This is a genomic window from Bacillus sp. Au-Bac7, assembly GCF_021341655.1.
In the GTDB taxonomy this organism is placed as follows: Bacteria; Bacillota; Bacilli; order Bacillales; family Cytobacillaceae; genus Niallia.
Genome location: NZ_JAJTTG010000021.1, coordinates 41,096 through 55,691 on the forward strand (window position 1 = coordinate 41,096; position 14,596 = coordinate 55,691).

Sequence of the window (14,596 nt, forward strand, 5' to 3'; positions counted from 1 at the left end):
GCCGGTCCTTCAATGTTTATTAACGGTTTAAAACGAATCATACAGCGCATCGCTAAGTGCAGCAAATTCTTCAATAGAAAGAGATTCTCCTCGTCTGGAAGGCTCAATTCCAGCAGTTTCAAGGGCAGCTATAATCGCTTCTTTTTTCTCCTTACCATTTTCAAGCTGGCTTGTTAAATTATTTAAAATGGTTTTTCTCCGTTGAGCAAAGCTAGCTCTAGTCACTCGGAAGAAGAATTCCTCACTTTTAACTGCAACTAAAGGCTTTTCCCTAATCGTCAGCCTGATAACAGCAGAATCGACATTCGGTTGTGGTACAAATACTGTCTTAGGCACGATCATTACAACCTCTGGAACTGTGTAATATTGAATCGCTATTGATAGGGAACCATATTCCTTCGTACTTGGACGAGCTGATATACGGTCAGCTACTTCCTTTTGGAGCATCACGACAATTCCGCGCAGCGGCAAGTTCTCCTCCAAAATTTTCATAATGATTGGAGTAGTTACATAATAAGGTAAGTTAGCCACAAGCATAATATCATCAATACCTGCGAATTCTTCCTCAATCATTTCCTTTACATTTGCCTTCAGTACGTCCGAATGGATCACCTTAGCATTCGGATATGGCTCAAGCGTTTCGCTCAAAATAGGCAACAGACGCTGGTCAATCTCATAGGCAACAACTTTTTTTGCACGCTTTGCCAGCTGTTCTGTTAATGCACCAATTCCTGGTCCAACCTCAATTGCACCTGAAGACTCCGACAACTCTGCATGGTCTACAATATTTCTTAATATATTCGTATCAATTAAAAAGTTTTGACCAAGACTCTTTTTAAAAGAAAATCCATATTTCTCTAAGATAGCTTTTGTTCTTACTGGTGTTGCTATATCTTTATACATCTTTTTCCTCCTGCCAAATAGCATTAACCGCTGCTGCAAAGTCCTGCTTGGAGATGTTAAACATCATCAGCCTTTTATGAAGCTGTTTGCCATTTGTATACCCTATTTTTAATATCTTGCCCAGCTTTTCTCTTCGCTCCTTCGATCCAGGTCCGCCAATCAGCTGTGCATCTAGTAAGTCCTCTTTAGTAATTTGCTCTATAATGCTTTCTTCCATGTGATGGGCTTCTTTGAGCGCCTCTCTAATCACTTCCACTGAGGCATGTTCTACACCAACACCCTTTCCATGCTTATGCAATGCCTTTTCCTTTGCAATGAATGCATGTTTACAATTAGGTATGTGCTTTTCTATTGTATTTCTTATTTTTTGGCCAGGAAAGTCTGGATCAGTCAGTATTATGACTCCTCTCGTTTCATTAGCCAGCTTTATTGCCTCAATTGTTGCCTTATTGATGGCAGAACCATTTGTTTCAATTGTATCAGCATCGACTGCTCTTTTGACAGCGGTAGTGTCATCTCTTCCTTCCACTACAATGATTTCTCTAAGTTTCATGAAGCCTCCAAAAAAAAATTTAAGTTTTGCAAAAAAAATGAAACATTTTTGTAACAATAAACGTCTATATATTATAGAAAAGAGTTAAATGAAATTCTAAAGGTTATTATAGCTCAAATTTTTCTTTTCAACAAAATCCGTTCAAAAGAAAAAAACAGAGGAATAACTCCTCTGTTAAAGATGTGCTAATAGTAGATGTTCAATGTGTATTAGGTTTTTGCAGACACTAACAAACACATGCATGTAAGAAGCTTTAAAAAAGGTTACTTCAAAATCTTAATTCTTACCTGTTTATTTCCCCATCGATAGGCTTCTGCCTTCGTCGGGAAAAAGACGTCGATTTTCTTACCTTTCACAGCACCGCCTGTATCACCGGCTACCGCGTATCCGTAGCCTTCAACATATACCTTTGTTCCTAACGGAATAACACTTGGGTCAACCGCAATTACTTTTGCATTCGGATTTGATTTGAGGTCAATTCCAGTAGCAGTATGTCCCGAGCATCCATTGCAGCTGGCTGTATAAGCTGTTGAGTTAACGTAAAGTTCTGTGCCTTCTTCGCTGGCATCTTCACCGCGGGAAGCAATTTGCGTAACTTCAATTGTGCCTACTGCAACTACTTTGTCCTGTTTTTCCTTAACTTCTTTTTCACTAAGCAGTTCTCTCGAAACTTCTTTGCCGTTTTCTAAAGTAACTTCGAAGGTTTTAGACTTTAGACCGTTTTTACCTTCCTTTAGTACCTTTTCTGTTCCCTTTTCAAGGCTATCATCCTTTTGGGTAACAACAGCATAATTAATCGGTTGTTCCACTACATCGGTGACCTTTTCTATACGTGTAATTTCTACAACGTCCTTCTTGTTCACTACTTCCTTTAGATCTGGTTCAACTCGGTCTAATTTCGTAAGTGATATCTCCTGTTGTTTTAAAAAGTCAGCGACCGTAGTCGAAGTGGACCATAGTTCTTTTTTCGATCCTGCGTCTACTAGTGTAACTGGAAATGCAGTATGTACAACAATCTCCATATTGTTCTTTATATGCTTATTCTGCTTTTGATTGATCTTATCGTGTTCATTCAAAGAGATTTTTTGTTCCTCGAGAAACTCCTTAACCGTTTCTGCTGTTGTCCATACCGTTTTCTTCTCGTCGTCTTTGCTCAATTCAACCTGTTTTGCTTGCTTCCAAACAACCTCCATCTCGTCAGCCACTCTTGTGTCTAACGTGGGAAACACCTCATCTTCTGAGCGTATGGCAATATCAAGTTCATCAAATATATCTTGAATAGTGGATGAGTGCGTTTCGATGACCTTCTCTTTCCCATCTAATGACAGCGCCACAGTTTTTTTCGTTGATTCGTAAACAACAAATCCTAAACCACTTAGAAAAACTATGAAGCTAGCAATAATAATGGGCCATTTCTTTCTGCTCAAAGACTTGGAAAACAGGCTTTTCATGTTTTGGATTACGATGAAAAACGCCTCCTTTTCTCTCGGAGTGATTATATAGAGTATCGTGTCTGCTGTCAACCCTTCTACATTCTTTGAACGTATCTCCTATTATGCAAAAAAACTCCATGAAAGGAAAGAAAGAAATCTCGACATGAACATTCTATGAGAAAAGGAAGCAATGTAGAACTTCTTAGAACAAAGTAATATTAGGACAAGCTTTTCAATGATTCGACACCATCTCTTATCATTTTATGCCGAATAATTTTTTTGCATTTTCTGTTGTTTTGGCAGCAACTTCCTCATAACTAATTCCTTTTATTGCTGCGATTTCTTCTGCTACAAGCTTCACATAGCTTGGTTCATTTCTTTTGCCGCGATGTGGTGTTGGCGCAAGGTAAGGGCAATCTGTCTCAATAAGCAGCTTGTCCAACGGAATTGCTGCTGCTGCTTCCTTCGGCTTTCTAGCGTTTTTAAAAGTGACAGTCCCACCTAATGAGATATAAAAATTCATGTCGATGCATTCCTTTGCAGTCTCGACACTTCCTCCATAGCAGTGCATAATTCCACCAACTTCCGCTGCGCCTTCTTCCTTGAGAATCTCAACAATATCAGCAGTTGCTTCCCTGTTATGAATAACAATTGGAAGCTTCACTTTTTTTGCCAAGTGAATTTGCTTTCTGAATACTTCCTTTTGGACATCTTTTGGTGATTTATCCCAGTGATAATCTAAGCCCATTTCCCCAATTGCTACAACTTTTGGATGTTTAGCCAATGATTCAATCCATTCTAAATCTTCCTCAGTCATGTCAATTGCATCAACAGGATGCCAGCCGACACTTGCATATATAAAATCATACCGCTCGATTAATTCCATGGCCCTTTTAATCGTTGGACGATCAAAGCCGACTACGATCATTTTTTCCATTCCAGCTTCCATTGCCCTGCCGATTACTTCTTCTAAATCGTCATTAAATTGTTCTGCATTTAAATGTGTATGTGTGTCAAATAACATAATGAAACCCTTTCTTTATCCATAATTATTCATGTTTATTTTCTATTCCCCAACTTGCTGACTAAATATCCTCTATTTTGAAAGAAAAACATAGAAATATGCATCTTAAGTGCAATTCCTATGTTTTTCAACCAGTTTTTATTTAACTTTTGAGCCTAATGGAAGCGATTCAGCAACAGAAGCAAGTGCTAGAACACCATCTTGGCTACCTGCAAGAATCATACCTTGAGATAATTCTCCTCTCAGCTTAACAGGCTTCAAATTTGTAACACAAATTACTCTTTTGCCGACTAATTCCTCTGGTTTATAATATTGAGCAATACCTGAGACTACTTGTCTTTGCTCATAACCTAAATCCAGTTGAAGCTTCAGCAGCTTGTCTGCTTTTTTCACAGGTTCTGCCTGAAGAACTTGCGCTACTCGTAAATCCACTTTCATAAAATCATCAATAGTAATTTCTTCCGACTCAGGAACTTCTTGCTTCTCAGCCGGCTGTGATTCCTTCTTCTCTTCAGCAGCAGGTCCTTGCATCTCTTTTTTGATGTATTCTACTTCCTCTGCGATATCAAGTCTTGGGAAGATAGGTTCTCCTTTTTCTACCTTTGTTCCTGCAGGGATTACACCGAACTGGTCAAGGCTTGCCCATGTTTTTAACTGTTCTTCCTGAACATTCAGCTGCTGGAAGATCTTATCCGGTGTTTTTGTTAAGAATGGTTTTAAAAGGACAGCAATACGTCTTAAGGATTCAGCTAGATGAACCATTACTGTTGCAAGCTCATCCGTTTTTCCTTCCTTCGCCAATACCCATGGTTGAGTTTCATCAATATATTTATTGTTTCTGCTGACAAGCTGCCATAAATTCGTTAACACAACCGAAAACTCCATATTATCCATATGACTCTCGTACAGTGCTTTCGTTTCCTGATGAGCTTCTACTAGTGACTTTTCAAAGCCACCTTCAGAACCTTTGTATTCAGGAATAACTCCGTCAAAATACTTGTTGATCATAGCAACTGTTCTGTTTAACAGGTTTCCTAAATCATTCGCTAAATCAAAATTCACTCTTTCAACAAATCCCTCTGGAGTGAATACACCGTCAGAACCGAATGGCACTTCACGAAGTAAATAATAACGCAATGCGTCAAGTCCATATCTTTCAATTAATGTTACCGGATTAACAACATTGCCTTTTGATTTGGACATCTTTCCGTCTTTCATCAAAATCCAACCATGAGCAAACACTTTATTAGGAAGCGGCAAATCTAATGCCATCAGCATGATTGGCCAGTAAATTGTATGAAAACGTACGATTTCCTTCCCAACTAAATGGACATTTGCAGGCCAGAATTTCTGATAAAGTGAATCGTTATCTGAACCATATCCTAGTGCTGTAATATAATTGGACAACGCATCAATCCAAACATATACAACGTGTTTTGGATCTCCAGGAACTTTAATTCCCCAGTCAAATGTTGTACGGGAAACAGCTAGATCTTCAAGGCCTGGCTTAATAAAGTTATTAATCATTTCATTTTTGCGTGATTCTGGCTGAATGAACCCAGGATTCTCTTCATAAAACTTCAGAAGTCGATCTGCATACTTGCCCATACGGAAGAAGTAGGATTCTTCTTTTACAAGCTCCACAGGATGACCACTGTCAGGGCTTTTTCCGCCGATGACTTTACCATTTTCATCATATACAGGGTCTACAAGCTGAAGTTCTGTATAATATGTTTCATCAGAAACAGAGTACCATCCTTGATATTCATCCAAGTAAATATCACCTTGATCGACAAGTTTTTGGAACATTTTGCTAACTACTTCTGTATGTCTTTTTTCTGTCGTACGGATGAAATCATCATATGAGATATCCATCATATCCCAAAGTTCTTTTATTCCTGCAACAATTCCGTCTACATATTGTTGAGGCGTAATACCTGCTTCTTCTGCTTTTCGCTGGATTTTTTGGCCATGCTCATCAGTCCCAGTTAAATAACGAACATCAAAGCCCTTTAATCGCTTATATCTAGCCATTGCATCCCCAGCAACCGTTGTGTATGCATGTCCAATATGAAGATTCCCGCTAGGATAATATATTGGGGTTGTTATATAGAAAGTTTCTTGCTCTTTCAACGTTTTTTCCCTCCTAATTCAATAATGCTATGTAATATGCATAATTCTTATTGTATCAATACTTACACTAATCTTAAAACTACAAGACATATAATTGCATCGGAAATTTTATGGTATATTTGTAGACTTCCTTACATAATGAAGAAATGCCATAAAAAATGGCAGCTAATCATTGCCATTGTGCCCTTACATACCATCAAAATATACCCAAAATCCAAAGTTTTTGCAACTGGCCGCATGCTTCTCTGCTCCTCATTTTTGTTCACTATAATGAATGGCTGATTCGACATTAAAATGTTGAGTTTTGTCGAATTCTCTTTAATACATTTCTCAATTTTGGCTCTAATTCATTTTACATTTATACACTTATTTTGGTATTAAAAGTATATATAATATGCTGTTTAACCTATAAATATAGGTTTTTCCTGGAATTATCTCAATTTAAAAATAAAATAATTGACGTATATGGGAATGGCTGGTATTATATATACAAACAAAGAAATTTGTCGAATATTAGCGAAAAAAATATATATAAGGTTCATCGGGAGGAGAAAAGGAAATGAAATCTACTGGAATTGTTCGTAAAGTTGACGAATTAGGTCGTGTTGTAATACCTATCGAATTAAGACGTACATTAGGAATTGCTGAGAAAGATGCTTTAGAAATTTATGTGGATGATGAAAAAATCATCTTGAAAAAATATAAACCTAACATGACTTGCCAAGTTACTGGTGAAGTTTCTGATGATAACCTGTCATTAGCAGGCGGTAAACTAATCCTAAGCCGTGAAGGTGCAGAACAGCTTATAAATGAAATCAAAAGTTCGTTTGAACTTTCTAAGTAATAATAAAAAAGCATGGCAGCTCAAGGGATGAGCTCCATGCTTTTTTTAATCTATATGATATTCTTGGTATACTTCCCGCTTTGGCATGCTTCTGTCGACAGCTGTACGCTTAATTGCCTCTTTTGCCTGCAGGCCATCTGTTTCAATATAATGATTTACATGCTCAACAATTGTTAAGTTCATCCACCATTGCTCGTCCTGATCCTCTTCTGCAGCTCCCTTTTCAATAACGATGCAAAATTCGCCTCGTATCTCATCTGAATTTGCCCATTCGATAACTTCATCTACTGTTCCTCTGATAAATTCCTCGAAGATTTTTGTTAATTCCCTGCAAAGGGAGATATTTCTGTTGCCGAGAATTTCTCTAATCAACTGTAAGGTTTCCTTTAACCTGTGAGGAGATTCATATAGCAATACAGTTCCAGAAATTTTCTTTAACGCCTCTAGCTCCTTTTTCTTCTCTTTTTTTTGTCGGTTAAGAAAACCATAGAAATAAAAAGGGTGTGTCGGCAAACCTGATGCTATTAAAGCAGTTAAGGCTGCATTTGCACCAGGCAGTGGAACGACAGGAAGCTTGCTTTCTACTGCTGCCACTACAAGCTCATACCCAGGGTCTGCGATGGTTGGCATTCCAGCATCGCTGACTAAGGCTATTGTTTTACCAGCTTGCAATGATTCAATCAGCTTGCGGCCGCTCGTTTCTTTATTATGTTCATGATAGCTTACGATTGGGGTCGTTATTTCAAAATGATTGCACAGTTTCTTTGTATTCCTCGTATCCTCTGCTGCAATTACATCTGCTTCTTTCAAAATTCTTACAGCCCGAAAACTCATGTCTTCCAAGTTGCCTATTGGAGTAGGGACTAAATAAAGAAGACCATTATCATTCTTATAGCTTTTTTGCTGCCACATGTTCAACACCAATTTCCTTCCTCATATAAGACTCTTTTTCTTTCCTGCTCAATTGTTTAAAAGCATATTCTGCCTTCAAAGCCTGAGATTTATCTGCAAAAACTTCCTTATAAATTAACTGGACTGGCCTTCTTGCCCTAGTATACTTGGCGCCTTTTCCTTCATTATGTGTTTTAATGCGTTTTTCCAGATTATTTGTGTATCCAGCATAATAAGTATTATCTCTGCAAAGTAAGACATAAAAATAATGATTAGCTGTCTCCATACAAAATTCGGCTCATTTCCTCTGTATACTCATTTAACCCTTTATACACATATAAAGGGGGCAGTATTTTCAAGTCCGGCTTGCCATCCTTTATTCCCTCGACTAGCAGGATATTTGCTTCTTTTCCTTCCTTTGGATATACAAACCTTATCCGCTTTGGCTCTAGTCGATATGCTCTCATTAATGTAATAATATCAAGCAGTCTTCCTGGTCTGTGCACAAATGAAACCTTTCCTCCCTGCTTAACAAGCTGACTTGCAGCTCGAATTGCATCCTCAAGCGTGCAAAGAATCTCATGTCGTGCAATAGCCAAATGTTCGTTTGTATTCCTTTCATCAACAGAATCTGTTTGGAAATACGGAGGGTTGCAAGTAACAGCATCATATTTTTCAAACCCAAGCTGCGCAGGAGCTTCTTTAATATCACCATTTACCATCTTTATTTTTTCTTCTAAGTTATTATAGGCAACACTTCTGCAAGCCATATCATATAACCGTTCCTGAATTTCCACTCCTATTATAGAGCCTCTCGTTCTCAAACTTAAAAATAACGGAATTACACCATTTCCACTGCAAAGATCTACAATTTTTCCTTTCGCAATAGGAACAGTTGCAAAGTTTGCCAATAATACGGCATCTAAAGAAAACGAAAACACAGTTGGACTTTGAATAATTTTAAGCTTCTCTGCCAACAAGTAATCAAGCCTTTCATCTCCTACTAGCTGAACCAATTTGTTACCTCCATCTATATATGTATTCCATAATACTAGCCTAAGCAAATATTATCATAATCATTCTCTAATTATCTTGCTGTAATCATTAACAGCTAAAAAAATAGGGTGCCCTATTTAGAAGGACACACCCTATTTTTTATTAAGGAAGGATAGACAGAACAAACAATCTCCATCTTTTCTTGGACTTCCGAAATGAAGGTTACAAATATGAAAACCCTCTTGATAAAGCCTCGCTAGATTGTCATATCCTTCGCCAATATCCATATTCTTTTCTTCCAAAATCTTGGTGGACTTTCGATTTTTCTTTTTCGTCTGTTCCTTTTGTTCCTTCTCTTTTTGTGACTGGCTCTCCAAATGTCTTCTTAAATTTTCGTTTTCCAGCTTCAATGTATTATTTTCTTCAATCAGTTCTGCCACATGCTGCTTTAGCTCACCTAATTGCTGATATAAATGGCCGATTTGACTCTCCATATTAATTACTGAATCAAAAATTTCTTTTTTATCCACTCTGCCACCTCATTAGTCCGTGGATTGAACTGAAACAGTATCTTTTTGCAGTATTTCTTCTAATGTATATTCAAGCACTCGTTCTTGTTCAGAAATTTCCACTTGGAGTACACGTTCTAATATATTTAAACCTACTACTTTACCTCTTCCATCAGGTGTATTAATCCACTCACCCAAATCTGGAAGCTGTTCTTTTGCAGACTCATATTCATCGTTCTCATATTTAAGACAGCACATAAGTCTGCCGCAAAGTCCTGATATTTTGGTTGGATTTAGGGAAAGATTTTGGTCTTTAGCCATTTTAATTGATACTGGCTCAAAATCGCCTAAAAATGTTGAACAGCAAAGCATTCTACCACATGGACCGATGCCGCCCAGCATTTTTGCCTCATCGCGAACACCAATCTGGCGCAGCTCAATTCTAGTCCTAAAAATCGAAGCTAGATCCTTTACGAGTTCACGAAAATCGACTCTGCCGTCTGCGGTAAAATAAAAAATTACTTTATTGCGATCAAATGTATATTCTACATCTACAAGCTTCATATCTAACTCATGCAGATTGACCTTCTCACAACAAACTTCATATGCTTCTTTTGCCGCAATCCGGTTTTCCTCTACAATTAATTGGTCTTTCTGATCCGCGACTCGGAGTACCTTTTTAAGAGGTAAGACTACATCATTTTCGTCAACCTGCTTGGGAGCAATGACAACTTTTCCATATTCCACTCCACGCACTGTCTCTACGATTACGAAATCCCCTTTTTGGATATCCATATCATTCGGATCAAAGTAATATATTTTTCCAGCTTTTTTAAAGCGGATTCCTACAACATTATACAACTGAAGATCCCTCCTGCAGCTTCAATACAAGCTGTTCCATCAATAACTGTGGATTCATATTACCCTGCAGCTTTCGTTTAGCTTCAAAGATGGACGTCATTTGCTCTGTCAGCATTTGGGATGATGATTTAAGCGCAAGCTCTTCTAACTGTTGCCGATCATTTATATAGACTATTTGCTCCTGCTTGCCTAGTTGAATATATAATAAATCCTTAAACAGCAGCAACAGTAAATCCAATCCCCTATCATACTGATCTTTCTCTTTGAAATGAACAAACCACTCTCTTTGAAGGGCAACTAATGCTTCTAAAGGATTTCCTTTAAGAGTCATATACAATTTTACCACTATTTTTTGCGCTTGTACAAACCATTCATCAGAACTTAGTCGAAACGCTTCATCATAATCATTAGTGATCTGCGCAATTAATGGCGCTCCACTTGCTTTCATTCCATTTGCTATAAGCTGCTCCTGCATTTTTATTGGGGAAAGAGGAGTAAAGGATAAGACTTGGCACCTCGATAAAATGGTTGGGAGAATCTGATGTATTTGTTCAGTCAAAAGGATTGCTGTAGTTTCTGCATGTGGTTCTTCCAGGAATTTCAGCAGACTGTTTGCTGCATTCGTAGTCATTTTATCAGCATGTACAATTACATAAATCTTCTGTTTTGATTCTACCCCTGTTTTGGAGAACTCCTCCTGCAGGCTTTGAATCTGGTTTTTCTTTATGGACAAACCATCCGGTTCGACAATATGTACGTCCGGATGGTTGCTGTTATTTATTCGTTTGCAATTAGAGCATTCCTCACAAGGCTTATAACCGTCTATTAACCTTGTACAAAGTATGCTTTTCGTAAGAATTTGGCTGACTTCCTTTTTGCCAGTTCCTCTCATTCCTTCAAACAGATAAGCATGTGCAAGTCGGTCCTTTTTCAGACTGTTTCGGACCATTCTTAGAACAATTGGCTGCTCCTGTTCAAGCTGTTCCCATGTTTTTATCAACACGATCACTCTCTTACATATATATATTAATTAATAGGCCTTTTATTTCTCCTATTTTCCCTAAAATGTTCAGGCTGTTTTTTTCTTTACTCATCACTTCTTCAGTAAGCTCGACAAGCTTTTCATCCACAACCTGAACAACACTCAAATCTCGGCCTTGTCCGAAGTGATCCCATGATTTATCTTTTTTCAATCCGATGCCGTAATCTACTGCTTCCTTTACAAACTGCTTGACCAGCGATTTGAACTTGTTTAAATCCTTAAGATTTTGTGACCTGCCCAATCTGTTGCCAGTATCATCTATACTCTTTATCAATGTTTGCAGTTGACCAGATTGAAGCTTTTCACTCTGCCTTGTGACAAGCTCCCTAAATTTCGTTTCCACTTGTCCGCTTTTTATCTCTTGCTTAGTAGCATCTGTACTCACACGAATGTCTTTATTTATTTTCATTTTTTTCCTCCGATAAAAGCATCATTAAAAAAATCCTTTATATATAGAGGTAATATATTTAAGTTCCAACCATATTCTTAAGCCTTAGAATTGCTTGAACTGTTCAACAGGCAGCACGAATACAGTTGCTCCACCTACCTCCACCTCAACAGGATACGGTACATACGAATCAGCATTTCCTCCCATAGGTGAAACAGGGGCAACTAACTGATCACGTGATTGGCAGTTTTCTTTTATTATTTGCAAAGCTTTTTCCACGCGTATATCTTCTGTCCCTATCATAAAGGTTGTATTCCCAGATTTCAAAAATCCCCCGGTACTAGCTAATTTAGTAGCTCTAAAGTTATGTTCTACAAGGGCATTCAATAACTTAGCACTGTCTTTATCTTGGATTACTGTTAAAATTAACTTCATTTTATCCAACCCCTTTATTATAGTTTTACCAGAATTACTGCTTTTTCCTATTATAACAATAAATAATTAAACAGGCATATATAAATGGAAAAATGAAAGCTCACTTTACCTGTTTCTGTTCAATACCTGATTAATGGCTTGTTGAGCTTGTTCAAATACATCCTCTATGCTTTGTGAAGCTTCTAGTTTATGCAGCCTTTCAGGAAACTTCTCAATAACTTTGTAATATCCTGCTTGGACACGCTTATGGAAATCCAATTGCTCTAGATCAAGCCTATTTATTTCCCGTTCATTTGATTTATTTATTCTTGCTAGCCCTAGTTCTGGATCAAGGTCAAAATACAGGGTTAAATCAGGCATTACACCGCCAATGGCAAACTCATTTATCTTCCATATTTCTTCTATGCCTATCCCCCTGGCATAACCCTGATAAGCAAGAGAACTGTCTATGAAGCGGTCAGAAAGAACAATACTACCTTCTGCTAATGCTGGTATAACCTTTTCAACTAAATGCTGTCTTCTAGCAGCAGCATATAATAACGCCTCTGTCCTTCCATCCATCTCTGTATGGTCAGGGTTTAATATAATCTCGCGGATTTTTTCGGCAATCCTAATTCCTCCAGGCTCTCTTGTCTTTACAATCTTGATGCCTTTGTCTTTGTAGTGTTTATACAGCATCTCTAAAATGGTTGTTTTTCCGGCGCCCTCTGGCCCTTCCATTGTTATAAAAATACCTCTTGTCATGTTATTCTCCTTACTTCTTTATAAAAACTGCAATTCTGCCTTCATATATAGATGAATTCCCTTGAAACTTACAGCCATTAGCTACAAGCACCTTTAATGTTTCAATATGTTTACCAGTAATTACTTCTCCCGGCATCAGCAATGGTACACCTGGTGGATAAGGGATAATAGAATCTGCGTTAATTTTGTCTATTGAATCTTCTAATAAAATTTCGTGTTTAGAGTACTTAGGTTGCTCCAATTCATTTATCTTTAATTCTACTATATTAGTATATAGATTTATAGCTGCACCTTTATCTTCCTCCACTGGCAAATTCAACGCCTTATATGGACTTACAGCCTTCTTAATTTTCTCAAAAGCATCTTCAAAAGGATATGACATCTTGTTCTTCAGCAAAGGCAATACAAGCAAGACATTATGTAAATCAGCCATTTCACAATAGACTCCAGCTTCCTCAAACTTCTCTTGAAGTTCAAAACCTGTTAACTTACATCTGCTTTGAATAGTTAATTTTAGAGGGTCACCAGCTTTGTTTCCATAATTCATTACTTTCAGTTGACTTAATGTTGACAATTCAGCTTTAAACTTTTGAAGCTTTTCTAATAAGTATATAAAGTCTTCTTCCTTATAAGTACCCAAATAACTTCTCGCCAAATCAAGGGATGCCATAATTAAATAAGATGGGCTACTTGACTGAAGGATGCTTAAATACATTTGCAGTTTATTTAAAGAAACCCGTTCTGAGTTGAAATGGAGATATGAACCCATCGTTAATGCAGGTAGTGTTTTATGTGCAGATTGGACAACTATGTCCGCGCCTAATTCTACAGCAGACGGAGGAAAGTGAGCTGAGCCAGCAAAATGGGCTCCATGAGCCTCGTCTACTAATACTGTTACCCCATGCTTGTGAGCTATTTCAATTATTCTTCCTAACTCTCCAATCATTCCATAATAATTGGGTGAGGTGAGAATAAGGACCTTTGCACTCGGATATTTTTTTATTGCTTCTAAAATTGTTTCACATGAAACAGTCCCTTCTACTTTCCACTCTAAATCATAGCTCGGATTAAGCAGAATAGGTTTTGCCTTTGTGAGTTTAATGCCATTCATAATAGATTTATGACTGTTCCTTTGTACAAGGATTTGGTCTCCTTCATTCACAGCAGACATAATCATAGCTAAATTGCCTACTGTTGAGCCATTAACCAAAAAAAAGCTTTTTTTTGTGTTATATAAAGCTGCTAGCAGTTTCTCTGCCTCCAATATTACCCCACTTGCTGAATGCAAGTCATCTAGCCCGTTAAGCTCTGTTACATCAAAGTTCCATGCATTCTTTAACAAGTTATGTTTGTCCATTAAAGAACCATTTTTATGCCCTGGGACATGAAAAGAAATAGGTTTATTCTGAATAAACTCTTCCAATCTATTATATAAAGGCGTCATTTCATGCACTGTTCTTCCTCATTTCCTTTTAACTCTATTTTATTGTACCATTGCCTGACTATGAATAAAATGCGTGTTTTAGCCACCTATTTTAAAGTAAAGGTAAATTTAAAATTATCTGAATTTTGTATGCATGTATTTATTATTGGCAAGACTGTTTTTAGGGAGGTGGAGCCAGTGAGTATAAATTCGCAGAAAATCATCCAGCCTTATGTGGAGAAATGTTTATTTTGCGATCAGCAAAAAATAACAGGTATACATCTGTATCAGTCACTGATTTGTACTGAATGTGAACATGAAATGTTGAATACGAAAACAAGTGATACAAAATATAAATTTTTTATTCATAAGTTAAAAGATGCTCATTATGCCATGCAAAGGCGCCAAGCTTAATAA

Annotated in this window: 17 protein-coding genes; 2 read left to right on the forward strand and 15 right to left on the reverse strand. The window is 37.4% G+C overall.

From position 1 onward, the window contains the following. Positions 1-27: 27 nt before the first annotated feature. The 5 genes from rsmA to metG all read right to left on the reverse strand — a co-directional run bounded on the left by rsmA (position 28) and on the right by metG (position 6,046). A complete protein-coding gene (gene rsmA, locus LXM54_RS25540; RefSeq protein ID WP_233318806.1) occupies positions 28-903 on the reverse strand; it encodes a 16S rRNA (adenine(1518)-N(6)/adenine(1519)-N(6))-dimethyltransferase RsmA in 876 nt (291 codons plus the stop codon). Continuing rightward, positions 896-1,456, reverse strand: coding sequence for a ribonuclease M5 (rnmV, locus tag LXM54_RS25545; protein WP_233318809.1), 561 nt, complete (start codon positions 1,454-1,456; stop codon positions 896-898). The genes rsmA and rnmV overlap by 8 nt, the downstream gene beginning before the upstream one ends. A gap of 263 nt (positions 1,457-1,719) precedes the next feature. Continuing rightward, on the reverse strand, positions 1,720-2,907 hold the full coding sequence (locus tag LXM54_RS25550; protein ID WP_233318834.1) for a G5 and 3D domain-containing protein: 1,188 nt from the start codon (positions 2,905-2,907) through the stop codon (positions 1,720-1,722). Positions 2,908-3,145: 238 nt separating this feature from the next. After that, positions 3,146-3,913, reverse strand: a complete 768-nt coding sequence (locus tag LXM54_RS25555) for a TatD family hydrolase (protein WP_233318811.1) — start codon at positions 3,911-3,913, stop codon at positions 3,146-3,148. 138 nt (positions 3,914-4,051) lie between these two features. Then, positions 4,052-6,046: a methionine--tRNA ligase gene (gene metG, locus LXM54_RS25560; protein WP_233318813.1), complete on the reverse strand. Its 1,995-nt coding sequence runs from the start codon at positions 6,044-6,046 to the stop codon at positions 4,052-4,054. Positions 6,047-6,605: 559 nt separating this feature from the next. Here metG and LXM54_RS25565 point away from each other — a divergent pair. Beyond that, positions 6,606-6,890: an AbrB/MazE/SpoVT family DNA-binding domain-containing protein gene (locus LXM54_RS25565; protein ID WP_233318815.1), complete on the forward strand. Its 285-nt coding sequence runs from the start codon at positions 6,606-6,608 to the stop codon at positions 6,888-6,890. 45 nt (positions 6,891-6,935) lie between these two features. Here LXM54_RS25565 and rsmI read toward each other — a convergent pair whose 3' ends face one another. From rsmI to LXM54_RS25615, 10 genes are all read right to left on the reverse strand, one after another. Beyond that, positions 6,936-7,802, reverse strand: a complete 867-nt coding sequence (gene rsmI / locus LXM54_RS25570) for a 16S rRNA (cytidine(1402)-2'-O)-methyltransferase (protein WP_233318836.1) — start codon at positions 7,800-7,802, stop codon at positions 6,936-6,938. Further along, positions 7,780-8,067 carry a GIY-YIG nuclease family protein gene (locus LXM54_RS25575; protein WP_233318817.1) on the reverse strand — a complete coding sequence of 96 codons (288 nt, stop codon included), beginning with the start codon at positions 8,065-8,067 and terminating at the stop codon, positions 7,780-7,782. The genes rsmI and LXM54_RS25575 overlap by 23 nt, the downstream gene beginning before the upstream one ends. Further along, the gene (locus LXM54_RS25580) at positions 8,054-8,797 is read right to left on the reverse strand and encodes a tRNA1(Val) (adenine(37)-N6)-methyltransferase (protein WP_233318819.1); all 744 of its coding nucleotides are present in this window, start codon (positions 8,795-8,797) and stop codon (positions 8,054-8,056) included. Before LXM54_RS25580 ends, LXM54_RS25575 begins: the two co-directional genes overlap by 14 nt. A gap of 132 nt (positions 8,798-8,929) precedes the next feature. Then, positions 8,930-9,307: a DNA replication initiation control protein YabA gene (gene yabA / locus LXM54_RS25585; RefSeq protein ID WP_233318822.1), complete on the reverse strand. Its 378-nt coding sequence runs from the start codon at positions 9,305-9,307 to the stop codon at positions 8,930-8,932. 12 nt (positions 9,308-9,319) lie between these two features. Beyond that, positions 9,320-10,147, reverse strand: coding sequence for a PSP1 domain-containing protein (locus LXM54_RS25590; protein WP_233318824.1), 828 nt, complete (start codon positions 10,145-10,147; stop codon positions 9,320-9,322). Further along, positions 10,140-11,147, reverse strand: a complete 1,008-nt coding sequence (holB, locus tag LXM54_RS25595) for a DNA polymerase III subunit delta' (RefSeq protein ID WP_233318825.1) — start codon at positions 11,145-11,147, stop codon at positions 10,140-10,142. The genes LXM54_RS25590 and holB overlap by 8 nt, the downstream gene beginning before the upstream one ends. Positions 11,148-11,160: 13 nt before the next feature. Continuing rightward, positions 11,161-11,598 carry a YaaR family protein gene (locus LXM54_RS25600; RefSeq protein ID WP_233318827.1) on the reverse strand — a complete coding sequence of 146 codons (438 nt, stop codon included), beginning with the start codon at positions 11,596-11,598 and terminating at the stop codon, positions 11,161-11,163. A gap of 84 nt (positions 11,599-11,682) precedes the next feature. Further along, positions 11,683-12,012 (reverse strand): cyclic-di-AMP receptor, encoded by a 330-nt coding sequence (locus LXM54_RS25605; protein ID WP_127742579.1) that lies wholly within the window; start codon positions 12,010-12,012, stop codon positions 11,683-11,685. Positions 12,013-12,117: 105 nt separating this feature from the next. Then, a complete protein-coding gene (gene tmk / locus LXM54_RS25610) occupies positions 12,118-12,756 on the reverse strand; it encodes a dTMP kinase (RefSeq protein ID WP_233318829.1) in 639 nt (212 codons plus the stop codon). A 10-nt stretch (positions 12,757-12,766) separates the two neighbouring features. Continuing rightward, a complete protein-coding gene (locus tag LXM54_RS25615) occupies positions 12,767-14,200 on the reverse strand; it encodes an aminotransferase class I/II-fold pyridoxal phosphate-dependent enzyme (protein ID WP_233318838.1) in 1,434 nt (477 codons plus the stop codon). Positions 14,201-14,377: 177 nt separating this feature from the next. Here LXM54_RS25615 and LXM54_RS25620 point away from each other — a divergent pair, with 177 nt between their 5' ends. Further along, entirely contained in the window at positions 14,378-14,593 is a 216-nt protein-coding gene (locus LXM54_RS25620) for a sigma factor G inhibitor Gin (RefSeq protein WP_282581411.1), read from the forward strand. The last annotated feature ends 3 nt before the right edge of the window (positions 14,594-14,596 follow it).